At 38.1% G+C, this 26,691-nt stretch carries 24 protein-coding genes; 3 read left to right on the top strand and 21 right to left on the bottom strand.

Annotated features, from left to right (window positions below; all coding sequences use genetic code 11):
- Positions 1 to 138: 138 nt before the first annotated feature.
- From NBC122_RS10780 to NBC122_RS10800, 5 genes are all read right to left on the bottom strand, one after another.
- Complete coding sequence (locus NBC122_RS10780; RefSeq protein WP_133440379.1) at positions 139 to 1,368, bottom strand: ABC transporter permease; 1,230 nt, start codon at positions 1,366 to 1,368, stop codon at positions 139 to 141.
- Between the two features lie 3 nt (positions 1,369 to 1,371).
- Positions 1,372 to 2,121 carry an ABC transporter ATP-binding protein gene (locus tag NBC122_RS10785; protein ID WP_133440380.1) on the bottom strand — a complete coding sequence of 250 codons (750 nt, stop codon included), beginning with the start codon at positions 2,119 to 2,121 and terminating at the stop codon, positions 1,372 to 1,374.
- An 11-nt stretch (positions 2,122 to 2,132) separates the two neighbouring features.
- Positions 2,133 to 3,380: an efflux RND transporter periplasmic adaptor subunit gene (locus NBC122_RS10790; RefSeq protein ID WP_133440381.1), complete on the bottom strand. Its 1,248-nt coding sequence runs from the start codon at positions 3,378 to 3,380 to the stop codon at positions 2,133 to 2,135.
- A 10-nt stretch (positions 3,381 to 3,390) separates the two neighbouring features.
- Positions 3,391 to 4,701 (bottom strand): TolC family protein, encoded by a 1,311-nt coding sequence (locus NBC122_RS10795; RefSeq protein WP_133440382.1) that lies wholly within the window; start codon positions 4,699 to 4,701, stop codon positions 3,391 to 3,393.
- Between the two features lie 149 nt (positions 4,702 to 4,850).
- Positions 4,851 to 8,333, bottom strand: a complete 3,483-nt coding sequence (locus NBC122_RS10800) for a polysaccharide deacetylase family protein (protein ID WP_246012343.1) — start codon at positions 8,331 to 8,333, stop codon at positions 4,851 to 4,853.
- Between the two features lie 369 nt (positions 8,334 to 8,702).
- Here NBC122_RS10800 and NBC122_RS10805 point away from each other — a divergent pair, with 369 nt between their 5' ends.
- Positions 8,703 to 9,014: a hypothetical protein gene (locus NBC122_RS10805; RefSeq protein WP_133440383.1), complete on the top strand. Its 312-nt coding sequence runs from the start codon at positions 8,703 to 8,705 to the stop codon at positions 9,012 to 9,014.
- 251 nt (positions 9,015 to 9,265) lie between these two features.
- On the opposite strand, the gene NBC122_RS10810 is transcribed toward NBC122_RS10805, so the two are convergent.
- The 4 genes from NBC122_RS10810 to NBC122_RS10825 all read right to left on the bottom strand — a co-directional run bounded on the left by NBC122_RS10810 (position 9,266) and on the right by NBC122_RS10825 (position 11,445).
- Positions 9,266 to 9,733 (bottom strand): plastocyanin/azurin family copper-binding protein, encoded by a 468-nt coding sequence (locus NBC122_RS10810; protein ID WP_133440384.1) that lies wholly within the window; start codon positions 9,731 to 9,733, stop codon positions 9,266 to 9,268.
- 7 nt (positions 9,734 to 9,740) lie between these two features.
- Positions 9,741 to 10,286 (bottom strand): DUF4142 domain-containing protein, encoded by a 546-nt coding sequence (locus NBC122_RS10815; protein WP_133440385.1) that lies wholly within the window; start codon positions 10,284 to 10,286, stop codon positions 9,741 to 9,743.
- 474 nt (positions 10,287 to 10,760) lie between these two features.
- Positions 10,761 to 11,072: a hypothetical protein gene (locus NBC122_RS10820; protein ID WP_133440386.1), complete on the bottom strand. Its 312-nt coding sequence runs from the start codon at positions 11,070 to 11,072 to the stop codon at positions 10,761 to 10,763.
- A gap of 139 nt (positions 11,073 to 11,211) precedes the next feature.
- Positions 11,212 to 11,445 carry a 4a-hydroxytetrahydrobiopterin dehydratase gene (locus tag NBC122_RS10825; protein ID WP_133440387.1) on the bottom strand — a complete coding sequence of 78 codons (234 nt, stop codon included), beginning with the start codon at positions 11,443 to 11,445 and terminating at the stop codon, positions 11,212 to 11,214.
- A 331-nt stretch (positions 11,446 to 11,776) separates the two neighbouring features.
- On the opposite strand from NBC122_RS10825, the gene NBC122_RS14745 reads away from it, so the two are divergent.
- Positions 11,777 to 11,959 (top strand): PLDc N-terminal domain-containing protein, encoded by a 183-nt coding sequence (locus NBC122_RS14745; protein WP_133440388.1) that lies wholly within the window; start codon positions 11,777 to 11,779, stop codon positions 11,957 to 11,959.
- Positions 11,960 to 12,137: 178 nt separating this feature from the next.
- Here the strand turns inward: NBC122_RS14745 and NBC122_RS10835 are convergent, their stop codons facing one another.
- From NBC122_RS10835 to NBC122_RS10855, 5 genes are all read right to left on the bottom strand, one after another.
- Complete coding sequence (locus tag NBC122_RS10835; RefSeq protein WP_133440389.1) at positions 12,138 to 12,737, bottom strand: hypothetical protein; 600 nt, start codon at positions 12,735 to 12,737, stop codon at positions 12,138 to 12,140.
- Between the two features lie 697 nt (positions 12,738 to 13,434).
- Positions 13,435 to 14,178 carry a substrate-binding domain-containing protein gene (locus NBC122_RS10840; protein ID WP_133440390.1) on the bottom strand — a complete coding sequence of 248 codons (744 nt, stop codon included), beginning with the start codon at positions 14,176 to 14,178 and terminating at the stop codon, positions 13,435 to 13,437.
- Positions 14,179 to 14,460: 282 nt separating this feature from the next.
- A complete protein-coding gene (locus NBC122_RS10845) occupies positions 14,461 to 15,282 on the bottom strand; it encodes a GLPGLI family protein (RefSeq protein WP_133440391.1) in 822 nt (273 codons plus the stop codon).
- Positions 15,283 to 15,530: 248 nt separating this feature from the next.
- Positions 15,531 to 16,625, bottom strand: a complete 1,095-nt coding sequence (locus tag NBC122_RS10850; protein ID WP_133440392.1) for an AI-2E family transporter — start codon at positions 16,623 to 16,625, stop codon at positions 15,531 to 15,533.
- Positions 16,626 to 16,704: 79 nt separating this feature from the next.
- Entirely contained in the window at positions 16,705 to 19,371 is a 2,667-nt protein-coding gene (locus NBC122_RS10855; RefSeq protein WP_133440393.1) for a cation-translocating P-type ATPase, read from the bottom strand.
- A 474-nt stretch (positions 19,372 to 19,845) separates the two neighbouring features.
- Here NBC122_RS10855 and NBC122_RS10860 point away from each other — a divergent pair, with 474 nt between their 5' ends.
- Positions 19,846 to 20,910 (top strand): transposase, encoded by a 1,065-nt coding sequence (locus tag NBC122_RS10860; RefSeq protein ID WP_133439112.1) that lies wholly within the window; start codon positions 19,846 to 19,848, stop codon positions 20,908 to 20,910.
- A gap of 154 nt (positions 20,911 to 21,064) precedes the next feature.
- Here NBC122_RS10860 and NBC122_RS10865 read toward each other — a convergent pair whose 3' ends face one another.
- From NBC122_RS10865 to tnpA, 7 genes are all read right to left on the bottom strand, one after another.
- Positions 21,065 to 21,754 carry a restriction endonuclease gene (locus NBC122_RS10865; protein WP_133440394.1) on the bottom strand — a complete coding sequence of 230 codons (690 nt, stop codon included), beginning with the start codon at positions 21,752 to 21,754 and terminating at the stop codon, positions 21,065 to 21,067.
- Positions 21,754 to 22,326, bottom strand: a complete 573-nt coding sequence (locus NBC122_RS10870) for a hypothetical protein (protein ID WP_221343575.1) — start codon at positions 22,324 to 22,326, stop codon at positions 21,754 to 21,756. The genes NBC122_RS10865 and NBC122_RS10870 overlap by 1 nt, the downstream gene beginning before the upstream one ends.
- A 222-nt stretch (positions 22,327 to 22,548) precedes the next feature.
- Positions 22,549 to 24,336 carry an acyl-CoA dehydrogenase family protein gene (locus NBC122_RS10875; RefSeq protein WP_133440395.1) on the bottom strand — a complete coding sequence of 596 codons (1,788 nt, stop codon included), beginning with the start codon at positions 24,334 to 24,336 and terminating at the stop codon, positions 22,549 to 22,551.
- Positions 24,337 to 24,436: 100 nt separating this feature from the next.
- Positions 24,437 to 24,652: a four helix bundle protein gene (locus NBC122_RS14770; protein ID WP_449384928.1), complete on the bottom strand. Its 216-nt coding sequence runs from the start codon at positions 24,650 to 24,652 to the stop codon at positions 24,437 to 24,439.
- The gene (locus NBC122_RS14775) at positions 24,653 to 24,802 is read right to left on the bottom strand and encodes a four helix bundle protein (RefSeq protein WP_449384925.1); all 150 of its coding nucleotides are present in this window, start codon (positions 24,800 to 24,802) and stop codon (positions 24,653 to 24,655) included.
- Between the two features lie 89 nt (positions 24,803 to 24,891).
- On the bottom strand, positions 24,892 to 26,076 hold the full coding sequence (locus tag NBC122_RS10885; protein WP_133440396.1) for an acetyl-CoA C-acyltransferase: 1,185 nt from the start codon (positions 26,074 to 26,076) through the stop codon (positions 24,892 to 24,894).
- Positions 26,077 to 26,185: 109 nt separating this feature from the next.
- Entirely contained in the window at positions 26,186 to 26,647 is a 462-nt protein-coding gene (gene tnpA / locus NBC122_RS10890) for an IS200/IS605 family transposase (RefSeq protein ID WP_133440397.1), read from the bottom strand.
- Positions 26,648 to 26,691 lie beyond the last annotated feature (44 nt).

Genomic DNA, 26,691 nt, shown 5'->3' on the forward strand with positions numbered 1-26,691 from the left:
TGATCCATATTCTATTTGTAAAAATAATCTTTATCGTTTCGCTTTGAAAACGTTTTCTCATTAAAAAAGGTCAAAAATATTGCGGCCAAAAACGGTATTCGTAATATCAAAATAGTGCTCTAGATGATTCAGGACTTTTTATTCGTATCTCAAGGCTTCGATCGGATCCAGTTTTGAGGCTTTCAATGCCGGATAATATCCGAAGAACACCCCCGTTATGGCACAGACAAAAAAGGAAAGGATAATAGAAGATTCGGTGATAAAAGTGGGCCAGCCCAGAAATGCAGTCACCATTTTCGTGACAGAAATTCCCAGTATTACACCGATGACGCCGCCCGACACGCTGATCATAATGGCTTCGATGAGAAACTGAAATAAAATATCTTTACCGCGCGCACCAATGGACATCCGCAAACCAATTTCTTTGGTTCTTTCTGTTACGGAAACGTACATAATGTTCATAATCCCGATTCCGCCGACCAAAAGCGAGATTCCTGCAATTGCGGATAACAGAACGGTTAAGAGCTGGCTTGTAGAACTCATGGTTGCAATCAGTTCGGCCTGTGTTCTCACCGAAAAGTCATCATTACTTCCGTCAGCAGAAAGATGGTGTTGTTTCCGGAGAATCTGTGAAATCTCATCAGATGCTTGTGAAGAAGTGCTTTCGCTGGTCGAAGAGGCATAAATAGTCTGAACATAATCAATTCCCAAAAATCTGCGCTGCACCGTATTGAAAGGCGCTATGATAATATCGTCCTGATCCTGGCCAAAAGTATTGGCACCTTTGGTTTCCAGCACACCGATAATGGTCATCGGGATTTTATTAAACCGAATCACTTTCCCGATAGGATCGTCCCCACCTGGAAATAAATTGGATAATATGGTTTGGCCAATTAAACAAACTTTATTAGAAGCCACAACATCTTTAGCAGTGAAAAAAGCACCTTCTGACAGATTCCAGTCGCGGATTTTAAAATAATCTGCATTCACGCCCTGAAGTTGGGTAGGCCAGTTATTGGATCCGTTAATCGACTGCCCGTTCGTTTGTACTGCCGGAGAAACGTAGGAAACATCTGGAGCTCCTTTTATAATGGCTTCTATATCGGTCGTTTTTAAACTTTGCAATCCTGATGCACCGATTCTCGCACCACCGGAAACATTCACGTTACTGGTAGGCCGGATGTTGATCATATTGGATCCCATGGAAGAAAGCTGACTGCTGATGCTTCTTTTGGAACCTTCACCAATCGCGGTCATCGCAATTACAGAAGCTACACCGATAATAATTCCGAGCATGGTCAGAAAAGCCCGAAGTTTATTTCGAAGAATGGCTTTCCAGGCAATTTTAAATAAATTTGAAAGTTTCATCTTTTACGTTTTATCATCCATTTCTACCGGCAGACTGTTCAGTGCTTCTTTTGCATTTTTAATATTTTCATTTTTCAGATCTTTAATCACTTTTCCGTCTTTCAAAGTAATCGTTCTTGAACTGAATACCGCAATATCAGGTTCATGCGTAACGAAGACGATGGTTTTCCCCTGTTGGTTAAGTTCCTGTATCAAAGTCATAATTTCATAGGACGTTCTGGTATCCAGATTTCCGGTGGCTTCATCGGCTAAAATCATTACAGGTTGGTTCACTAAAGCTCTGGCAATGGCAACCCGCTGTTGCTGCCCACCCGACATCTGGTTCGGAAGATAATGGATCCGGTCTGATAATTTTACGGTTTCCAGGGATTTTACAGAACGCTCATATCTTTCCTGACTGGATATTTTTGGATTGTACAGAAGCGGAAGTTCCACGTTTTCCAATGCTGAAGTTCTGGCCAGTAAATTGTAAGATTGAAAAACAAAACCTATTTTTTCGTTTCTTAAGCGGGCGAGCTGGTCTTTGTCTAAATTTTTCACATTCACGCCATCCAGAAAATAATCTCCTTCCGTAGGTTTATCCAGACAGCCTAAAATATTGAGCATCGTAGTTTTTCCCGAACCGCTGTGGCCCATGATGGTTAAAAATTCACCTTCTTCTATGCTGAAACTTACGCCCCGTAAAGCATGAACGGTTTCTTCACCCATTTCAAAATCTCTTTTAACATCGATAATTTCTAATGTTTTTGCCATTTTATTATAGTTTATCTTGGTCCGCCACCACTGCCAGGTCTGTTGCCTCCGGATCGTTGTGGCAAAAACGGACTTTTGGCGGCACTGCCTGATTTTTTGGTCAATGTTTTATAACCGGTAATAACATTATCGTTTAAACTTAAACCTGAAATAACCTGCAAATCGGTATCATTAGAGGTTCCTGTTTTAATTTTTTTCATAGTAAGAGACTGATCGGCGGCTAAAACCCACACTGTTGCTTCCTCTTTAGGCTTATTTTTATTGGCCGCAGGTTTCTGACCATTCCATTGTTTTTTCTTTACTGAAGGGTACGGAGTATTAATTTTATAATTTTTTGCTACTAAAGAATCTGGTTTAAAGGTAATCGCCTGTACCGGAATCTTCATGATTTTTGGCACATCACTCGTAATTACCGAAATGTTTGCCGTCATTCCTGGTTTTAATTTTAGTTCAGAATTTTCGGTATTGATGATCGTTATGTAATTGACCACATTGGCGGAAACGGTTGGATGTAAACGGATTTCGACAATTTTTCCTTTAAAATTAAGATCCGGAAAAGCATCTACGGTGAACGTTACATTCTGTCCGGTTTTTACATTTCCTATATCCGCTTCATCAATGGAGGCACGCACCTGCATTTTTGTTAAATCCTTCGCAATGCTGAATAATGTTGGCGTACTGAAACTGGCTGCCACGGTTTGGCCTTCGCTCACATTTCTGGATAAGATCGTGCCGTCAATCGGGGAGTAAATTTTGGTATATGATAAATTGGTGTTCGCCGCAGACAACTGAGCAGTAATGGCAGATATTTGTGCCTTTGCCGCATTATATTGGTTGAGTGCAGACTGAAAATCGGCTTTGCTGATCGCACCTACCTTGTACAACGCTGCCTGGCGGTTGTAAGCCGTTTGATTGAAAACCAGATTGCTTTTGGCGCTGGCCAGAGTTCCCGCAATTTGTAGAGACTGATCCCGCAATAGAGAAGGATCTAAAGTCGCTAAAAGCTGCCCTTTTTTAACTTGAGAATTAAAATCAACATAAATTTTATTGATGGTTCCCGAAACCTGAGTTCCGACAGCGACCGTATCGACAGGTTGAATCGTTCCTGTCGCAGTGATCGTTTCTGTAATATCGCCAATGATAGGTTTCACAGTGTTGAGCTGGATTTTCACTGCTTCACTTTTTTTGAAATAGTACCAAAAACCAATTCCTAAAAGTAAAAAAAGGATTCCCCCAAGCAGCCATTTTTTATTTTTCATTATAAGTGTTTTATAAATTAATTTGCTGTCCCATATAAAATTCATAAATCTGCTTATTGAAAACTGCGGTATATTTTGCCTGCAAATAATTTTGCAGTGCCTGAATATAAATCAGTTTTTGTTGCTGCAGCTGAACATAATCGATGGCACCTAACTTCATTTGCGCGTTTACTATCGTGTAAGTCTGTTCATTGATACGCATTTGTTTTTCTGCAGATTCATATTGTGAAAGCGAATTCTGAAGGTTGATATAGGCTTGTTCAATCTGTTGGTTTAGTATGGTTTTGGTATTTTCCAAAGCTAACTGAGCCTGTTGAATTTCAATTTTAGATTTTTCTACAGCCGTTTTATATATGCGGTTGTTGTAAATGGGAATTCCCAGACTTAAGCCCACTGGCAGGTAAAATTGATTTGCCAGCTGGCTGAAATAACTTCCGTTTCCCTGAGAATAACCTGTTGAAATATTTCCGGAAATGCTCAGCGTAGGTTTAATGAACGATTTTGCCATTTTCAGTAAAAGTGCTGAGTTTTCGATATTGAGTTCGCCATACTTCACTTCCGGTCGTTGGTTTTGGGCAATACTTTGAACAATTTCCAGAGGTTTAACATCATTGCTTACAATGATCTCCAGAGGAGGAGAGATCTGGAAATTGTACGAAGTCGGCAACTGCAGCAGCTGCTTTAAATTGACCAGATCAGTTCTCAGATTATTTTGGGCGGCGATTAAATTGTATTCGTCCTGCGAATGTTGCGACTGAAGCTGCAGGAAATTCAATTTAGAAATGCTTCCTGCGTTATATAGTTGTGTTCCCTGTTTTAACTGAATCTTCGTCGTCTTTAATAGATTTTGCAGAGCTACTATATTTTCCTGAGCCATCAAAATATTTAAAAACGCCTGGGTGACGCTCAGTGTAATATTATTTTCACTTTCCTGCACCGATAAATCTGCCAACTGTGTTGACAGGTCTTTTGAAATAACATTGTTTTTAAGGTAATTGTCGTGGTACAGCGTCATCGAAGAACTGGCTCCAATGCTTTGGGTATTCAGTCCCTGGATGTGTAGACCATCATTTCCGTTCACCGCGAAAAGTCCCTGGGAAACGTTGCCGTTCAGATTCGGGTATTTGGCTGCTTTTGCCTGTAATAAATCCTGATTTGCAGCGCTTTTGGAAAGACGCAGGGAGGAGATTGAAATATTATTATTCTTAGCGTAAATGATACAGTTTTCTAAAGTCCATACTTCAGGATAATTTAAATTTTGACCATCAACAGGAAGATAAACGATATTGAGAAATATCAAAATAATAATTCTTGGTTTCATGGTCTTTCATTTAAAATTTTTCAACAGAAAATATTAATCCAAAGAACAGTGGTGAATCTACTTTAACATGAAATTAACCACCTTTTAAAAAAAACTTAAACCAAAGTTACATTTTTAGTATCAACTTTTCAATATTTATAATCAATATGTTACGTGGTTTTCACATTTCCGGTTCTTTTCAAAACACCCCAGTTTTGAATTTCTCCCTTTATTGCTTTTCTAACGGATTTGAACAGGATGTAGTACATCAATTGGCGGTAAACCAACCGTTGGGGAATCATCCAGATCAGTTTGCTGAATTTTTCCTTTTCGAAAGCAAAAGCCAGAGCTGCTCCTACGATATCTACCAGAGAGAAGATAATGTAGTACAGAATAATATGGGTAGGATCTGCAACGATCAATCCAAATCCCGATAATATTAAACTTACTACCAACAGCAAATCTGCCAACGGAGCCAGAAATGGCAATAAAAGCTGATAAAGTAATATGTTGGGCAAAGCCACCTTTCCAAAGTTTTTATACTGTTTTCTGAAAATAGCATCGCGGTGTTTCCAGAAACTCTGCAGAATCCCAAAACTCCACCTGAAACGCTGTTTCAGAAACTGACTCATCGTTTCAGGTGCTTCGGTATAGGAAATGGCGTTGTTGCAGTTCTCCACGATATAACCGAGTTTGTGCAACCGCATCGTTAAGTCGCAGTCTTCAGCTAAAGTATCGGTGGTAAATCCGCCGGCTTCCAGGACTGCTTTTCTGCGGAATCCGCCCAGTGCTCCGGGAACTACGGTAATACAATTTAATAATGAAAATGCACGGCGGTCAAAATTCTGAGAAGTGATATACTCAATACTTTGCCATTTGGTAATCATATTAATTTCATTTCCCACCTTTACATTTCCGGCCACTGCACCGACTTCGAGAGGTTTTCCTTCCAGATAAAAAGTCATCATCAGTTGAGAAACGGCATCGGTTTTCAACTGAGTATCGGCATCGATACACACTACGAATTCGGCATCGGTTTCTGCTATTCCAAAATTTAATGCAGAGGCTTTTCCTCCGTTGGGTTTGGTAAAAACTTTTACCTTTGGATTTCCTTCGAAAGCCTTTACTACATTTTCAAAAGTTTGATCTTTGCTGCCATCATCTACAAAAACAATATTGATATTGGGATAATCCTGGTTGAGTAATGATTCTACAGTTCGTATAGCATTTACCTCTTCATTATAGGCCGGTACGATGATGCTGGCTTTTGGATAATCTGGCATTCCCGTGAATTCCGATAATAGTTTTTTCTCTTTTTTAGTTTGGAGATAAGCTAAAATTGCCATTAAAATCATTCTTGAAATCGATAGAATAATGCCGATTAAAAACAGGGCGTAAATCATCTGACCGATCCAGTAACTTGCTGAGGCAAAAAAGAAATTGAGGTCATTTTTCCAGCTTCTTTTTATGGGCGGCATCAATTCGGATTCGGGCACATTCATCAAATCTGCAACGGTAGTAAATTTACATCCTTTGCTTTTGAAATATTTAATAATTCTTGGGAGCGCATCTACGGTGGGCTGTCGGGTATCGCCGCCAGCGTCGTGCAGCAGAATAATACTTGCATTATTTAGATTAGCAAAACGGATGGTTCTGTTCACAATAGAATCGGCATTCATCTTAGGATCCCAGTCATTGGGATCTATACTTTCTCCGATGGCGATATAATTGTCTTTTTTACTTTGGGCCAAAGGTTCCAGTTCTTCATACGTCTGTGGTTCGGAATCGGCATTATAAGGTGCCCGAAATAAAACCGTAGATTTTCCGGTAATGCATTCGATGAGCGCCCGGGTAGTTTTCAGTTCCAGTGCCGCTCTTTGGGGAGACATTTTGGCAAGATTTCCGTGAGTGAAAGTGTGGTTTCCTATTTCAAAACCGTTGCGCTTGATTCTTTGAACCAGAGGAATATTGGCCTCAGCATTTTCTCCAATCAAAAAAAAGGTAGCTGGAACTTTCTCCCGCTCCAGAATATCCAGTATTTTAGGGGTGAATTCTGCACTGGGACCATCATCGAAAGTTAAAATAATTTTATGACCCGGGCCGATTTTGGTGCTGTCCTCTGCGAATTTCTCATATAAAAACCCGGAAGGAAGCTGGGAATATTGCTCTTCGGCAATCAGGTTTTCATTTTTATCGATGTCTATTTTTGTACGGCCCTGTTGCGGAGAAAACAGGATATTGATGATTTCGCCACTGCCGATGGAGGTGGGTTTTGAATTGAAATTTGGCGGAATTAGTTCTAAGACAGAATAATTAAAAGGATTTTTTTGCAAACTTTCAGAACTTAAATCCCTCGGGTAAAAAGACCATATTCTGGGATCTTCACTGCCTAATCTCCATATTGCTGTTCCCGCATTCCGGGAGTCATCAGAAAATCTAAGGATGTTAAAAGTGGTCGCTGCATCGGTAAACCAGACACTGTTTTTAGAGGCAGGTTCATCGCTGCTTCCGGAGAAATTATAAGCATAATGAAGGTTGTAGGAATTGTTATCAAAAGCAATAGCGGATCTGGAAATTTTTGCCCGGTCAATCGCCTGTCCATAAGTAATGTCTTCTGTCCGGGTTCCGTTTTCATCGGTGATCCACTGTCGTCCGTAAGCCCCCAGACCAAGAATCAATTTTTCTGAAGGAACATCCTTTGCAATCTGGTCGATTTGTTTTTCAATCCATTTCTGGTCGCTGATGGGACCTGCCTGCGAGTTGTCATTGAACTGATCATACGCCATCACGATAAAATAATCGGTATAATCCTTTAAATATTTACTGCTATAGTCGTTATTATCCGGCATAATATCGATGGAGACGATGAGACCGTTTTTTTTGAACTGGGTATACAGATTTTTCATGAAAGCGTTAAGATGCTCATCAGAATTTTCTTTCAGTTCCTCGAAATCGATGTTGATGCCATGAAGTTGATTGGCTTTCAAAGTGGCTATAATTTGGGCAATCAGCTGGTTTTGGATTCTTTGGTCGTGCAGTACAGTATGCAGCAGTTCTCCACTAAAATTCCCCTGTTTCCCGGGTACAGAAATAAAATTGTTGAGGATCGGCTGAATGCTTAATCCATAATGTTTCATTACAGAAAGCGCCTCATTGTCGATGCGGGAATCCAACTGAAATGTTTTGGGATTGATGAAAAACCATTCTGGATAGATGGTGTTCAGTCTGCTTCCATTGGCCCGCAGATCCGAGAGAGAAGTAGGCGACCATGGAACGTAAAATGCCGCCCGGATCAATTTGGTATTGATTGTTCGGGCTGCTGTTTTTTCATCCATAATTTTTTTCTGCAGGAAATCTTTAAAACCTTTAAATTTTTTGTTCAGAGGCGTCGCTAAAGTAAATTTATTGTCAGGATTGATCTTGGATTCAAACAGTTTTCCGACGGAATTCAGTTGCGGCATCGATGGATTTTTTCCCCTTAATACAGCGATCATTACAACCACAGTAATGAATAAAAGAACAGTCAGCAAGATGCGTAAAGTCCATTGGGTAGCTTTGTACCGTTTGCCGCTGTTGGTTTGAAATACCTGTCTTGATTTCTCCGCCATCTTCTTGTAAATTATAATCAAAGATAAATAAGTATTGAAATTCATCTCTTTTTTTCACCTTAAAATTTAGTTAAAATTGAAAGAGATGATTTTTGAATTCCAGATTTTTATTTCAGGGATAATGAGCATTTAATTTTAATGATAATTTCGTTTAAGGTGTAGCCACAATACAAATATTTTTTTCTGTACTTTTGTTAAGTTTGACGTCTTCACCAACGTGTTCTTATTTTTTTTAAGGAGTTGTTGAATCTTCTGTTTGCGCCTAAAAAAGGGAGAAAACAGCTTGTTTGTAAATGTAATCTTTGTCTCGATCGCAACGAAATTAAAAATATTAATGATGTTTAAAAACGGACATGCATTTTTCGTTTTAATTAATTTCGTTTTTGCTAATTTTACAGCGTTCAAAATCTCATCATGAATTTATCTCCTGAAGGCCAAAAACTCTTTAATAAACTGACTTCTGAAATGTTAGAAGATGGTTTTGTGAAGATCAGCGAGCATACTTTTTATAAAAAAATAGGAAGTATCACTATTTCGTTGGGAGACCGCGCGCTAAATATTATGCATCAGGAAAAATGTTACGGCATTATTCCGGAGCGTGAATTCCTGAAACTGGCCAATGGTTTTGAACCCATTCTTTTTCAGCTGAAATATCTGCTGGCTTTTTCCATGAGACAGGATATGAACAGGATTGTTAATTTTCTTTCAACGTGTTTTTGGAATTGAAGCCGATTTTCTTCCAGACCTTTCTTAAAAGGAAAATAAATATCTTACCACCTTTTTTTAGTTCGTGCATCAATATCACTATTCGTCTTCAAGAAAAATCAAAAACCAATTTCATTACAATTGGTTTTTGTTATAAAATCTGATATGGGTATTTTTAAAGATTCCAGAAATTATGAAAAGTCCTTGAATGTTGAGATTTTTTATTGATTTTAAGCTAATCTTCGGTTTTTGCAATACCTGTAAAAAGGTTCTTACTTTACAATAATTTTACCCTTCATCACCAGATGTACGGTGCAGTAATAATCGGAAGTCTTTTCGGGAGTGAACGTCCAGGACTGGCCGGTCTGTAACATCGGAGAAGCCCATGCATTATGTGTTTCTGTGGCATTGTGGGCCACGACATCTTTGTTGGTGAATGTTACCTGATTTCCTTTTTTAACGGTTATCGTTGCCGGATTAAATTTCATGTTTTCTATGGTCACCACATGAGCAGATGCAGGATTACTGTCTGCTGTATTCGTGTTCATATTCGCTGCGGCAGAATCCATTTTGGGAGCCGGTGCTGACGTTGGGCTTCCGCTTTTTTCGGTACTCATGGAATTATCATTTACCGCAGGTATCGTATCTTTGGATCCCTGGTTGCAACTGATTATAGTTATTAAACAAACGATTGCAGCGAAAAAAGATCCTGTTCTAAAAATATTCTTTTTCGAAATCATTTTTCATTTATTTGAATTTTTTCTGAATCATTTTTGCATGCTCAAGGTGCGTTTTAAAAATAGGCACTGCTTTTTCAAGCAAAGCTTTTAGTTCTGCGTTTTTAGACTGGGGTATCAGGATGGTTTCTACTGCTTTGATAGTGGATTCATGATAGGAAACCTCGTTGTCTACATATGCTTTATCAAAAGCTCTCCCATTTTTTGCATTTAAGATTGCTTTTTCTTTCGCTGCCGTTTCTAATAAAGATTTTGTGACGGCATTCGTTTTGGGAGTCACTTTTAATTTCGTCACAAGATCTACAGCCATTTTAATCACAGCATTATGGTCTCTTTTCATCGTAGCAGCAAAGTTTGTAATGTCTTTATTATGAGACTTTTTCAGTGCTATCGTAGCATAATCTACGTCAATTTGATTTGCCGTTACCGCTACAGAGGCAATTTCGGGGTCGGTAAGCTGCGGTGTTTTCTGTTCCTGTGCAGAAACATGAGTGGAAAATAACAATGCAGACAAAAGCATTGTTCCGGATAAAGCCAGGCTTTTTAGAGTTTTCATTTTTTCATGATTTAAGTTAATATATGATTCGATATTAAATTCAAATGATCCTTCAGGTTACATTTAAAAATAATTTCTTATTATTTTAAACTTGGATTATTTTTTCAAGAAAACTTATACGAAGTTACAATGTTTTGCATAGTAAACCAAGTTAATTTTGAAAAAATATTTAATTGGTAATAGTGAAAATATAAAAAGGGCGAAATTTTAAATTGTTGATTTTCAAAGATAAAAGAAAATAAAGTGTGCGGGATAGGCAGATTTAGAGGGAACCTTAGAATATCAAAACAGGTAATAAATTTCCTTTTTTTAGAAAAAGAGAGGTGGTTTTAGACCGGAAGCAAAACCTGGAAATTGTTGAAAGTTGAAGCGAAACCTATTTTATTGTAATTTCCGAATGTTTAGGTGGTGATAATTTGCAGACTGTTGGGCAAGCAAAGAAATTGATTAACCAGGGCAAAGAGGAATAAAAATTTACTTTTTAACTGCTTTTTCATTTTCTGAAACCACATTTAAAATTTTGTAAGGTTGATCATTTCTTGCTTTTCCTTTTAGTGCCGAATAGGTTGAGCTGTCTTTAGGTTTTGTATTAGGCATTTTGATAACGGGAAGTGACCGCTTATTTTTTGAAAGAAAAGACAGGCTATCGGATGTAGAATTGTTTTTAAATTTCAAAATATTTAAAGAGTCTGCCTTTTGATTGGGTAGGGTTTTATAAGGCATTTTCTGTGCATAGGAGAAGAATGAAATCAGAATACCCAATACACTAACTATCTTTTGCTGCATCGTTTTAAATTTTATTAAAAGTAATCATTTTTTTTAAACAATACTCACCTGAATCCACAAAAATTATACTGTGGAAAATTACCATTATTCAATCTAAAGGCAATAATAACTCCTATTGCAAATAGAAGATACCAGAAATTTACGCCATTATCTTGTCAATCGCTTTGGCCAGTTTGTGGTCTTTTTCGGTAATGACATCGCCTGCGTCGTGTGTGCATAAACTGATGTTCACTTTATTGTATTCGTTGGACCAGTCGGGATGATGCTGCATACTCTCTGCAGCCAAGGCAACTCTGGTCATAAAAGCAAATGCTTCGGAAAAATCTTTAAACTTAAAAGTTTGCTGTAGTTTTCCATCGGTTTCTTTCCACATGATTTGATGTTTTAGTTGATTAATATACTTTTTTCTGAATGCAAAAATGCCTCCAATTTGCAGTAATCCAGATTTTTATAATTGATGCACTGCAAACTTTTATAACGGATTGAATTTCTGCAAGGGCAAAGCCGACGAACTTTACGCACCGGATTAAATATTAAATTCTTCAGCAGATATCATAAATATTATCAAAAAAGCTTTAATTTTGAGTATTAATAATAAGAGAAAATTAAAAAAGTGAGAAAAAGATCTTAAAATAGTTGGATTTAAAAAAGAGCTTCTCAATCCTTCTGTTTTTTAACAAAAAAGGAGAAGACAAAAATTCACCATGAGCACTCAAGTCTATTATTCCCTGTTTCTGATTCTGTTTCTTGTCGTTTTTATCATCAGCATTATAGCAATTCTGAAAAACCCTTCTTATTCGAAGTCGGCAAAATTACTGTGGATTGCTGTTTGCCTTTTCATGCCGTTTTTGGGATCGCTTATCTATTACTTTTATAGAAAAGGCTGATTAAGCTACTTTCCTGTTTTTAATAATCATACGATAACGAATCTGTTGGCGGGGATTTCTAATCAACTCCGTGCTTAGACCGGTGTGGCCCGATACCAAAGACTGGCAATCCGCTGGCGTTCCTATTTATTACGGTCTGCCGTAACCACCACTCCCTGCAAAAAACCTGCTCCCGAGATCATAAGCAAATCCGTAAATCCCTTTTTGTGGCGAAACCCTTTTTTAAGAGTGAACGGAGTACCCTTTTCAACTTCGGGTAAACCATGCTTATAGCGCCGGAACTTTCCTGTCTCAAAATTGATCTGAAGTTCTGTGATTGCAAAATCGGCGTCCTTAGCAAAGAAAAGAGAGAGACAAAGATTCCCTGTCTGTAAACCGCATTCAGTAGTTGGGGAAAATTCTTCTGCACCTTCTGGAAGTGGAAATTTGCCAGCGCAGCTTGACCCTCTCCCGTTGTGAGCCCGCCCTGCACGGTACGCGATCCAACAGGAGCACCGTCGCAGGATTTCAGGCGCAACATGAGTTTCGAAACCCGCTGATAAAGGTATCTGTCGTGTAATCGGCTGCATTCTTCAGCTAAAGCGACACGCAGCATTTTTCCCGCAGAAGAGGCCTTTCCGAATTCGGTATTTTGCAGTGCAACGCTTTTTTGCGCCTCTGTTTTAGGGCCTTTCTTTTTCGAAGGAGCTTTGCGTATCACCTGCTGCCCGTTAAGCTCATAAAATACATAATCACCTACTTTTCCGCTGATCTCAAATAAAGAATGTACTTTTCCCATGATCGTGTTTTTACTAAGAATCATTTCAAATTTATAAAAAAATAAGAAGATTGAAGAGTTTGCTCCTTAAAATGTTGAAAACCCACAGGAATGCCGGGAGTGCAGAATTTCTGTACATTCTTCTCAATGACCTTCAGTAAAGCATATTATTTTGGGGCTACCACTATCCACTTTCCGGACTTTATACCGTGGGAAAAATCCTTTTTTTATAATGACGGTATCCCTTTGAGATTGGACAAAGTATTTATTTTAATGAGTTTAATCCTGTCAGTTTATTTCATTGAAATATTTTTATTATCTTTACAATCTATTGATAAGCAGTGTTTTAACTTTACTGTTTTTAATTTGAAAGGTCCTTATTTCATCCGTTAATTCTTTCTAATCCCTTTATCGATGGTAATCTTCTGAGGTTGACCCGTAGTAGTTCCGTACTTTCGGCATAGACTCTTCTGGGTCTGTCCTGCCATTGTCCTGCCTTCTTCGTACGACCTTCGGAAAAAAGGAGGTTATATGGAACGAAGGAGGAAGGATTGTGGAGCAAAGACCGAACAAAAGGGGAGTGTGGGTTTATAGATAAATGAGGGGCTTCGTGGTAATGATGATAATTGAGGTATAGTAGCTCAAAGGCTTTGCCAGAGGATGAAATTTGGGAGCGTCCGTTGTGGCGGTTAAACTTTAGGGAAAACCCAATAGGAACTTATTCCCATCCCCATTTTTTAAAAATGCTGTGACCTTCTGTGGAACGCATAAAATCGATGAACTGCACCGCCATTGTTCTTTGTCTGGAAATGGTTGTGAGCGCAATGGGCGTTCCGCGATAGACATTTTTAAATTTTGGAATTTTCACTACCTGCGTAAAGTCTTGTAACCGATAATGCCACGATTCATAATTGATCCAGGCGTCATAGGTCGGGTCCGCTTTCCAGGCTGCAATTCCGAGTGCCGTATTGGCAAAAGAATTTTTGATGTTTTTTTGTATTCCTTCAATCGCGTTTTGCTTTCCCGCAAGATCTTCCCACAATCCCAATTGTCCGGCACCATTTACATCCAAAACCGCAATACCGTTTTTGGTAAGATCTTTCAGTGATCTTATATTTTTAGGGTTTCCCGGTTTTACAAGGATAGCTGCGCCTCTTTTGTACAGTTCCTGTCTGGTTGTAGGATCGACAAGATCAGGATGTTTCATGGCAAAAGAAGTCAGCATATATTCGGCGCCGCCGTAGATGAGGTCTGCATTTTGTTTTGCCTGCGCGATCCAATGGTCTTCCGGACCGGCAACTACCTTTACAAAAAGTTGATGTTTCTTACCGAAAATCTGGGCAGATTCATTGATGGGAGCAAAAGGACCGCCCGGACCATACACATATAAGGTGTCCATCTGGGCTAGAAATAAAGTAGGAAAGGAGATGAGAAAAGCAGCGGTATAGAACAGTTTATACATTTTATAATAGATTTTTAATTAAAATTTTATATTTAAGCATCAATGCTGTCGCTGAATCAAAGATATGGTTAAATTGCTTTACCAACATGTATTTGCAGCCGTATTGCCGTGACTATCCTGACTTATTTAACAGCAGGTTCAGATCATTACGTGAAAAAGGATGATCGGAAATACAATTTGCTGATTATCCGATTAAGATACTTCGAAAACAAGTGACTTTTGAAAATGTAAAAATCAAAAGGAGTGAAATATTTATGACTCAAAGTCGATTAGCTGTAATTTTTATATTTCGATTGGATTGTTGTAATAATTGTTTTTTTCAATTTCCTTCTTTTCACGTTCTAAAATATCTTTTAACATTTCCCCTGAAAGATCTGGAAATGATTCTTTTACATTTCCCATCGGATGTTCTTTAAATTGTTGCTCCATTTTTAGAAATTTATTCTTTTCTATTTTAGTTGTGGGAAAGGCTTGCAGCTCAAAATAATTTTTTTCATACAATTGAGAATCATGGTAATTTTTTATTCCGTAAACTTCCCAGTCGAAGTTTTTTTCCGAATCGTAAAGTTTCAAAATTAAACCTGGTAACCCAAAAAATTTGTAAGGTCCAAAACTGGAATGATAATCAGAAGCAAACCAAGCTGTCCATTTTCTTCCGCCAAAATTTGTATATGCTTTTTGACACGGAATATTTAGAATATCCATTTTTTCGTTTTCAAGATTCCATTTCAGATTTATGTTTTCCTGATAACTTGCAGAAATTTGATTTCCTAAAATATCTGTGAATTGTAAGGATTTTTCCTTTATGTTGGTTTCAATGATGTATTGGTTGATAATGGATTTGGTAAAATTTTGATCGTTGTGTGAAAATTCTCCACTTTTGTTTTTATATTCTAAAGAAACAGAAATTAATGAATCCCGCTGGAGTTGCTTATAGGACTGAAATGATGATCTTTCATTATTAAAAAGAAGAACTTGCAATTCAGTTTGTTTTAAAGTATCAGTTTTATTTGGTTTATACGTAAACTGATAATAAACTCTGGTCGTTTGCGAAAACAGAAAGTTCACAGAGAATAAAAGCAGAAATGGGATAATGTTTTTCATTGGGCGAATGCTTTTATAAAATTAAAACTTTATTTATAGGTATGGGCCAAGTCATATAAAGCCACCCATTTGGGCGTATTGTATGATAATAATGATCGATTACTGCTTCGCTAAAATAGGAAAAATTTTCTATGAATCTTTTCGGTGCCCGCAGATTTTGTCCGCAGGTGATGAGCGAGATTATTGGGGCTTAATGCAAGAGACTTTGTCAGCGGGATGCAGATGATAATGTCAATAGACTGATCCATTTAAAGGGCAGTAGGGTCTTCATTTGTCGATGCTTCTTGCAAAATATCCGTTTTGGGTGTGAGCTTAATATTTTCGCTTTGGCCTGTTTCCATTTTAAAAATTTTATAGAGAATACCCGGTAAGGAAAGTAGCACCGGTCCAAAAACCAGACCCATCATTCCAAAAAGTTTAAGACCTAATAAAACCCCGAAGACGGTAATCAGAGGATGGATATCTGCCATTTTTTTAAGTACGGTAAACCTTAAAATATTATCAATAGAACCCACAAATATCAGACAGTACAGTCCCAGAAACAATCCGTTGTGAATATCGCCGGTTGCCAACTGATATATACAGATGGGAATCCAGATAAACATGGTGCCGATTACCGGTAATATAGAGGCCGCTCCGGTAAGTAACCCCCAAAAAATAGCGTTGTTTACATCAAAAATAAAATAACCAATAATCGCAACCACTGCCTGCGCAAAAGCGATGATAGGAATACCATACGCATTGGACGTGATGAGTCCGGCATTTTCTTTTATAAAATAATTTTTACTCCGCTCCGATAAGGGCAGCATTTCCTTAAAATCAGCTTCCATGCTTCTGGTGTTCAACAGCATATAGTACAGTATGAAAAGAGCTACGAAAATATTAGCGAAAATTTGACCCACTGCATTGAGGGTGGAAGGGATGACAGAGATCACTTTATTAATGAGCTGTACGATCTGCTCATGTGTAACTTTAAAATCAAAGCGCTGCAGAAATTCATTATTTTCAAGAAAGACCTGTATCGACTGAAATTTTTCTATAATGGTATTCCGATCATTTATCAGCTCATTTATTTGGGGCACCAAAATATCAATTAAGATCCAGAGGGGAATGCCAAAGCTGATGATGAGCAGGGTGAAAATAAAAGTAACCGCTAGATTGCTGTTCCACTTTTTCTGATCGACCAGTTTACGGTATAATTTACGTGTTAGAAAATAAAAGGTAATAGCGGCAAAAAGACCCGACACAAAATATTGCAAAACAAAAACATCAACCGCTAATATTACAAGCGCCAGCACGATAAGTGTTTGCTGAATTGTTGTTTTTTGAAAGACATTTTTCACCACTTTTTATTTATTAATCAAATATACATAAATGAAGTTGCAAATCTTACCTGTTGGGATCTGAGATGAAATGATGGACTTAGTTTTTTTTCAGTGTAAATATTTTAGAAATTTCTAAGACAATAAATGGTATTATACCGAGTGATAAAGCGACTATCCAACCTTTTGCGTCTGGGATGTGGAGCTTGAACGCAGTACGTAAAACAGGAATAAATAACAATATCAGCTGCAGGAATATTCCTAAAAGAAGTGTACTGTTTAAAAATTTGTTGCCAAGAATATTAAATTGATAAAAAGGTTTTTTACTGTTTCGCAAACCGAACGAATAGAAGAGTTGGGCAAATACCAAAACCAGAAATGTTAAAGTTCGTGAATTTTTAAGTACCTCTTCCGGAATGTTTTTATCAAAAGGGGAGTATCCCATTTCATAAAATCCATACCAGAACGCGAAAATGGTTATCGCCCCAATCAAAAGTCCACCTAAAAATACCTGAATTCCGGCACCATTAGAAAAGAAATTATCATTGAATTTTCTGGGTTTATCCTTCATTACGTCAGAATCACCCGCATCCATTCCAAGAGCAATTGCAGGAAGCGAATCCGTTAATAAATTAATCCATAAAAGCTGTGTAGCCATTAAGGGGGCAGGCCATCCTAAAGAAAGCGGGATAAACATGGCGAGGACTTCACCCAGGTTACAGGTCAACAGAAACAGGACCGATTTTTTAATGTTATTAAAAATGTTTCTTCCCTGTTCAATGGCAACCACGATGGTAGTAAAATTATCGTCGGTGAGAATCATGTCTGCCGCGTTTTTTGCTACATCGGTTCCCGTAATACCCATAGCGACGCCGATGTCTGCAATCTGAAGCGACGGACCGTCATTAACACCGTCACCCGTCATGGAAACGACATTTCCGTTGGCCTGAAACGCCTGAACGATTTTTACTTTATGCTGTGGTGAAACCCTTGCAAATACCCGGTAGTTTCCAACTTTCTGCTGTAGTTCCTCATCACTTAATTCATCCAGTTCGGGACCTGTCAACACCTGATCCATATTATCGGCAACTTCAAGATTTTTCGCGATGGCTAAAGCCGTATTTTTGTGATCTCCTGTAATCATAACGGTTTTTATACCCGCCTGTTTTGCCAATTTAACCGCCGGTTTTACTTCTTCACGCGCCGGATCGATCATTCCCACCAAACCGATTAAAACCAAATCTTTTTCCATTTGATCACGTGGAGTGCTCACTTCAGCAGATTTATAGGCGAGAGCGAGTGTTCGTAACGCATTGTCCGACATTTTTCTGGCCGCATGCCGAAAGTTTTTAATATCCTCCGGGGTGATGTTTCTTATTTCATCTTTATCATACACCTTCGTTACCCGTTTTAATAAATTGTCTAAGGCACCTTTCGTATAAACCGTAACCTCATTTCCTGATTTGATCAAAACCGACATCATTTTTCGGCTGCTTTCAAAAGGGTTCTCAGCAATCCGTTCATTTTTTTTTATTAATCCTGTTCTGTCAAGACCGATCTGATCGCCCAGAATGAGCAGCGCAATTTCTGTCGGGTCACCAGTGGCCTCATCATTTTCCAAGGTTGCGTCTGAACATAGAATCATCCCTTCAGATAATTTGCGGTGGGAATCAGAAACAGTATTTTTTTTAAGTAAATCCAACAGGACTAAACCGTCTGCGGTATAGAGTTCGGTTACGGTCATTTTATTAAGCGTAAATGTTCCTGTTTTATCCGAGCAGATGATATTCACGGAACCTAAAGTTTCCACCGCCGGCAGTTTACGGATAATCGCATTTTTTTTAGACATGGCGGTAACACCAATGGAAAGTACCACCGCTACAATTGCGGCCAAACCTTCGGGAATAGAAGCAACCGCCAGCGAAACGGATATCAGGAACATTTCGGCCGGATCCCGTCCCTGAAACCAGGAAATCCCAAAGATGACGATACAGATTCCTACCGCAATTTTCCCCAGGGTTTTCCCTAGATCGCTTAATTTTTTTTCCAACGGAGTCTTCATCTGAAAATCGTTATCAAGAAGATCAGCAATTTTCCCGACTTCGGTATTCATTCCTGTCTCTACTACGATTCCACTGCCACGACCTGCCGTAACAACCGTTGACATAAAAGCCATATTCTCCCGGTCAGCGATTGGTAAATTGGGATCTGTAAAAGTGGCGGCCGCATTTTTAAGTACAGGAACCGCTTCACCGGTGAGTGACGATTCTTCAATCTGTAAATTCACCGTTTCCAGCAAACGCAAATCTGCCGGGATAATCCGACCGGCATCTAAAATAATAAGATCACCGGGAACAAGTTCTGCACTGTCGATTTCTTTCGTTTGTCCGTTTCTCTTTACTAAAGCTTTGGGAGATGACATTTTCAAAAGCGCCTCAATGGCTTTGCCTGCCTTTACTTCCTGATAAGTTCCAATGGCGGCATTGAGGAGAATAACCAACATGATAATGCCGGAATCAATATATTCCCCCATGAAAATAGTGATGATTACCGCCGCAAAAAGAATATAGATAAGCCAGTCTTTTAATTGCGAAAGGAAAACTTTATAGACTGGTTTTTTCGTCTTCGCTTTTAATGCATTTGGCCCGAAAAGTTCTTTCCTTTTCAGAGCTTCCGCTTCCGACAGGCCATTGTCTGAATCCAGGGAAAGTTTATTTAAAGTTTCCGGGACAGACTGGGTGAACCACTGTTGTATTTCTTTAGACATGCGGAGAACTATATTTAGAAAATAGGTAGATGCAAATTACTGATTTTAAGGGACATTGCAACGGGAAATTTCAAAAAATAAATTTGATCAGCGCACGAGGCTAAATACCTTACTGCAGAAAAAAAACGCTGATAATAATGAATTTAATGAAACTGAAAAAGTAGTGAGGTATCTTTATAATACGGCAAAGCATGTATGATTTGCAGAATTATCGGGGCGCAAGACCGGATCATCCGATTATAGATACTACGAAAACAAACGAGTTTTGGAAATATAATAATTATGATGAGTGAGATTATTGTGGCTCAAAGTCGGAGACTTTGCCTTTACTTTGAATTCTAATAAAAATCTTAAATTTATTCAAAGGAAAGCAGAGGTGAACTTTAGACTTTGCTGGTTAAGAACCATGCTGCGCATTAGTCCTCTGCCTTCTCCTTGAATCCCGTTGAACAGCTTCAAATAGAATGATAGACATTGTGGTCTAATAAAGGCTCTAAAGAAGTTCAACATTTTGTTTATCCTAAATCCAAAGTTATGAAAAATTATTGCTTCCACATTGGGATTGATGTTTCAAAATTGAAATTGGATGTAAATCTATTGAACAGTCAAACCCTTGAATCCGAACATTTTGTATTGGATAACGATGCAAAGTCCATCAAACTTTTCATCAAAGCTCTTATTAAACGAAAAATTGACATTCGCGAAGTCTTATTCTGTTGTGAAAACACAGGTATTTATACCAATCATTTAATTAATGTTTCAACAGATTTGAAATTTGATCTATGGGTCGTTCCCGCCATTGAAATTAAACGATCCAAAGGAATTTCTAGAGGAAAAACGGATAAAACGGACGCCAAAGATATTGCGTTTTATAGCTTTAGGAATCTAGATAAGTTGAAAATTTTCAATGTATCTGATATTAATATTCAAAAATTAAAAATTCTTTTCACCGAAAGAGAAAAAGTTTTAAAAGCATTATTACTTCTAGAAACGACCAAAGAAAATGAAAATTTTGTTGATAAAAAGGTGTTTGCAGAAGTAGTAGGGATCAATAAATCTCTGATCAACGTGATAAAAAAAACGCTTCAAAAAATAGAAATTAAAATTAAAGAAATCATTAAAGCTGATGAACAATTGGATCAGCAAAATCGGCTCATTCAATCAATCCCTGGATTAGGAGAGAAAACCAGTACCTATTTAATTATTGCAACAAAAGGATTTACGATGTTTGCTAATTGGCGAAAATTTGCTTGCTATTCTGGTATAGCTCCTTTTGAATATAGTTCTGGAACAAGCATAAAAGGCAGAACCAAAGTAAATCATATGGCAGATAAAAAAATGAAATCTTTGCTCCAAATGTGTGCAATGACCGCAATTAAATACGACCCTCAATTAAAAGAATATTACCAGAAGAAAAAGCTTGAAGGAAAAAACTCCATGCTGGTTTTAAATAACATAAGATGCAAACTAATCAGCAGAGTTTTTGCAGTAATAAGTCGAGAAACTCCTTACATCAACACTTACAAATTTGCATCTTAATTTTAACGATTTTTATTTGGATTTTATCATAGAATGCGCAGCGAGGGAAATCTTCAATTTTGCACAAAAGTTGAACCGAAGAACTACCGTTGAACTTTGCAGTTTCGCCCCACTATTGCAAAACCCTTGTTAGCGGTTCGGGCTTTTGCGGTTACTACTTTTCATATTTTAATCCGGTTGGTTTTTCAGTCAATTCGAAAAATGGTACTTGTGATAATACTAAAATTATTCCCGAAGATGCTCGTCCGACATAGTTTTGATTAATGTAATCACGAGATATTGAACCATTTGTCAAAAGCCTATTCACAGCTTGCTTAAATATTTCTATTTTAATTTTTCCATTATTTCCATTTGAAGTTTTTCGTTCTATTCCGCTCCAATCTGCTTTAATTATTTGATTTGTTTCTCCACTTTTTCTTGTCAATGTTTTGCCCTGAAGTGGAATTATGTAGTTTTCCCAAATTTGCTCAAATGTTTTATTGTTCGTGTTTTTTGTTGTCGTTATACTTGTAGAAATACTTTTTGGGATTTCATTTAAATACAGAATTTCGATTTTCAATTTTTCAGCAACAACCAATGCGTCTTGAAGAAAAATTCCGTCTGTTGCAATAACTGCTTTAGTGCAATCAAAAAAATCTTTAGCTCCGTGAAGTTCCATTACCATTTGTCGGTTAATTTTCCTTGTTGTGTGTCCGTACATTTTCGATTGTATAGCAATTTTCTGCTTTCCTTTAATAGCGAAGCCATCAATTCCGTAATCGTTGCTATAAGTTGTAAGTTCTGTTTTATATCCTTGTTGGCGAAAATGTTCACAAACAAATTCTTCAAATTGTCTTGGGTTCATTAGTCGGCAAGATTTGCAAATGGTCGTTTAGAAAATTCTGAAACAAACTTTTTGATTAATGTATTTTCAAATGTTCTTGGGTCGTCATTTAGTAGTGGTTTCCAACAAACAATTAAATCATTACTATTTTTTAATTGCCATATTAATCTTCCGCCCCAATGTCCAATATTTTTTCCTTGACCAAAACCGAAATATTGCTTTAATCGAGAGTTAAGAGTTGCTTTGCTTGTTTCGCTTCCTGCTTTTCCGATATAAACAACAAAAGAGTTTTCAACCCAATTTGATTTTAGTTCGTCAATCAAAATATTTGGATTTTTACCTTTAAAATGTCCACCTGTTCCAATTTGTAAATATTCTGCTTTTTTGAAGTTTGGATTTAGAACAAGATAAACGCCTTTAATTTTCGGAATAGATGAACTGTCAACAAAAAGTTCGCTCATTTTTTTGAAGCCTATAAATCCTGCTTTTTTAATTTCGTCGATATTGTTGAAGTCCATAAATTCTGTCTGTTCGTTTTGTTTTAGCACGGTCGTTTTAGCCTGACCGCTAACTTGTTTATATGTATGACCCAATCATACAAAGCTAACCAAATCTGGCCGTATAGGTATGGTTATCATCATATATTGTTGCTTCGCTAAAATAGGAATAATTTCCTATAAATCATCAAAAAGGACTTTTTATTTGTTGCAAATTCAATACCTCAGATTTAAAATTCATTATTGATTTTCTTTAATTAAAAATAAAAAAGAACGCCCCGATTTCTCAGAGCGTTCAAACCACATATCGAACTATTGCTAGTAAGATCCTTTTTCCACGAAATGGGCGGCTACTTTTTCAGTAAGTGCGACCACATTTGGCATATTGGTGTATTTTGTAAATCTTCTTAAGCCTGAAAGCATCATGCGCTGTTCGTCGCCTTCGGCAAAAGATACGATTCCTTCTTTCGCTGCGGTGGTAATGGCTTCCACGGCTTTGTAAAGGTTGAGTCTCGCCATTGCTGCCTGAACAGAATCGGTGTCGAAATGTTTTTCTGCGCGTAAAACTGCAGATTCTGCCATGTAGATCTGGTTCAGGATTTCGGAGGCATTCAATAATAAATGTTGTTGTTTCTCAATATCCATCATGTATTTCTGAAGCGCGGCTCCGGCAACCATTAAGAATACTTTCTTCAGGTTGTGAAGGATCGCTCTTTCTTCAGACATATATTCTGAATAATCCGGAACTTCAAATGAGGGAATTCCCATCAGTTCTTTTCCGATGGCCATGGCTGGTTTCAACAGATCCAGTTCGCCTTTCATGGTTTTCTTGATCAGCATACCTACGGCTAACAAGCGGTTGATTTCGTTGGTCCCTTCGTAGATTCTGCCTATTCTGGAATCTCTCCAGGCGGCTTCCATTGGAGCGTCTTCCGAGAATCCCATGCCGCCGTAAATCTGGATACCTTCATCGGCGATGTGTTGCGTTAAATCGGAAACGTACACTTTCAAAATTGAACATTCAACCGCATATTCTGCCAAAGCATTCATTTCTGCGTTTTCGGGTGACATTCCGCCAGTAACCAATTCTTCAATTTTATCTTCTACATTTTTTGCTGCTCTGTACGCGCCGGATTCAGAAACAAATATTCCTGTTGACATTTCTGCAATCTTCTTACGGATCGCCCCGAAAGTTGAAATAGAAACACCGAACTGTTTTCTTTCGTTCGCATAATTAATGGCAAGCGAGGTGATTCTTCTTTGTCCGTCTACGTTTGCAGCTGCTAATTTGATACGGCCGGCGTTCAATGCATTTAATGCGATTTTGAAACCGTTGTTTCTTTCGCCTAAAAGATTTCCAACCGGAATCTTCATATCATTAAAGAAAACCTGACGGGTAGAAGATGAGCGGATCCCCAATTTGTGCTCTTCTTCACCGAAAGTCATGCTGTTTGGATCTTCCAGTTCTGAACGGTTGATCACGAAACCGGTGATGTTTTTATCATCTTCAATCCGTGCAAACAGAGTGAAAGTATCGGCAAAACCCGCATTGGAAATCCACATTTTCTGTCCGTTGATGATGTAATGTTTTCCGTCTTCGGACAGGACTGCTCGTGTTTTTCCGGAGTTGGCATCGGAACCTGCATCGGGTTCGGTCAGGCAATAGGCTCCGAATTTTTCACCCGTTGCTAAAGCGGGAAGGTATTTTTGTTTTTGCTCTTCCGTTCCGTAAAGAAGGATAGGAAGGGTTCCGATTCCGGTATGTGCGCCGTACGCTGTAGCGAGAGAACCATTGGCGCCGGAAACAACGTCACACGCCAGCATGGTGCTCACGAAGCCCATTCCAAGGCCGCCGTAAGACTCGGGAACTGCGATTCCCAGCGTTCCCAGTTCGCCCAGTTTGCGCATTGTTGCTTCTGTCAAAGCATAATCTTTCTGCTCAAAACGTTCTCTGTTTGGAATGACTTCTCTTTCCATAAATTCATGAAGGGATTCCCGAAGCATTTTTTGTTCGTCGTTCAGTTCTTCAAGACTGAATAATTCTGCTGCAGGAATATCTTTGATGATGAATTCGCCGCCTTTTAATGTTGTTTTTGTATCGCTCATTGTTTTGTTTTTTTTTAGAGATAATAGATGATAGACTGATAGATAATAGATTTTGATTGTTTTGTCTATTATCTATTCGTCTATTTTCTTTTTGTCTTTTTTATTGATTTAATGTATTTTGAAATACCATTGTTGCCCGTTGAAATTCCTCTATTTTAGACTCAATTACAGCAGTGCTCTCATCTGAAACATATTTTTTATAATTTGCCAATAACAGTTGAGTCTGCAATTCGAATGAGGAACCTAATGAGATGTCTAAATAATGACTGAAAGATTTATTTGTCCTACTTGAACCTTCTGCAATATTTGAAGGAATCTAGACAGAGCATCTATCCATTTGACCCCGCATACCAAAATTTTCAAATGAAGGAAAGGAAGCAGTAATATCTGAAATGTCTTTTGCGATTTCTATTCCCATTTGCCAAATTTTCAACTTCTTAAAATTGTGTCTTTTAAAATCACTCATAATTAAATTTTTTAAAGTTTTTAATCTATCATCTATCCGTCTATCATCTATCCGTCTATTATCTATCCATCTATTATCCATCCGTCTACTTAAAGAATTTCAAAGATCGAAGCCGCTCCCTGTCCGGTTCCTACGCACATGGTTACCATTCCGTATTTCATGTTGCCGCGTTTGCGCATTTCATCGAGGAGTTGAACGGTTAGTTTTGTTCCGGTACACCCGAGTGGATGTCCGAGCGCGATGGCGCCGCCGTTGACGTTTAGGATATCCGGATTCAGATTGAGTTCTTTTTTCAGAGCCACTGATTGAGAAGCAAAGGCTTCATTCAATTCGATAAGGTCGATGTCTTTTAATTCTAAACCTGCCTGTTTTAATGCTTTTGGAACGGCGTATAAAGGACCCATTCCCATGATTCTCGGTTCTAAGCCTGCGGCTGCATAAGCCACTAATCTTGCTTCTGGTTCTAAGCCTAACTCCTTTACCATTTCTTCAGACATTACAATTACGAATGCTGCACCGTCACTCATTTGAGAAGAGTTTCCTGCAGTCACACTTCCGCCATTTGCAAAGACCGGACGTAATTTTGCCAAACCTTCCAGACTCGTATCTTTTCTCGGCCCTTCGTCGACCGTAAAATCGTATTTCCTGGTCTGCATTTTTTGGTTTTCATCCAGATAATTGTATTCTACCGGAATAGGAACGATCTGATCTTTAAATCTACCAGTTTCATTGGCTTTCAATGCTTTTTGATGAGATTCAAAAGCAAACTGATCCTGTTCTTCACGGGAAATTTTATACTGATTCGCAACTTCTTCGGCGGTGTAACCCATTCCCCAATAATAATCAGGATTGGATTTTGCCATATCGCTTTCCGGCACGGGTTTGTAACCACCCATCGGAATGTAGGACATTGATTCTGTTCCGCCTGCGATGATACAGTCGGCCATTCCTGCCTGAATTTTTGCAGAGGCAATTGCAATCGCCTCAGATCCTGAAGCGCAATATCTGTTCACCGTCACGCCGGGAACCTGATCGGTGTTTAATCCCATTAATGAAATTAAACGGGCAACATTTAAGCCCTGTTCGGCTTCCGGCATTGCGTTTCCAACGATGAGATCGTCGATTCTGTTTTTATCGAGTTGCGGAACGGCAGCCATTAATTTTTCGATAACGGTTGCTGCCATGACATCGGGTCTTGTAAATCTTAAACTTCCTTTTGGCGCTTTACCAACGGCAGTTCTAAATCCTTTAATTATGTATGCTTGTTTTGACATTTTTTTATTAATTAAAAATTAGTTTAAAAGTTTTCGCCTCGTAGAGGCAAACTGTTAATAGCAATTTAGTTTGTTTCTTGCGGAGCTCCGTAGGAGCGACCTGTTAATTTTATTCAATCCAATCAAACAAATATTTTGGATTATATTCAATATCAAATTTCTCTAAAAAATCCAAATATTCGTTTTTAAATGTTTTGTTTTTATGATGTTCTTCCTGGTTTAAAATATATTTTACAACCGAATCTACACTGCTTTTAGAATAAGAGAATGCTCCATATCCTTCCTGCCAATTGAATTTTTCTTTTGTCCATTTCTTGTCATTAATGAACTTTGAAGAACCTGCTTTGATATCTCTGACCAAATCAGAAATCAAAATGGTTGGACCAATGCTAACTAAAATATGAACATGATCTGGCATCGCGAAAACTGCAAATAATTTCTGACCTCGATTGGTAACAATACCTGTAATAAATTTATGCAATTCTTCTCTCTTCTCTTTTGCAATAAGGTTTTGCCTGCCTTTAACTGCGAAAACAATTTGAATGTAAATTTGGGTATAGGTGTTTGCCATAATTAACAGACCGCTCCTACGGAGCTAAATTAAAATTGGTAATA

The organism is Chryseobacterium salivictor (assembly GCF_004359195.1).
GTDB lineage: Bacteria > Bacteroidota > Bacteroidia > Flavobacteriales > Weeksellaceae > Kaistella > Kaistella salivictor.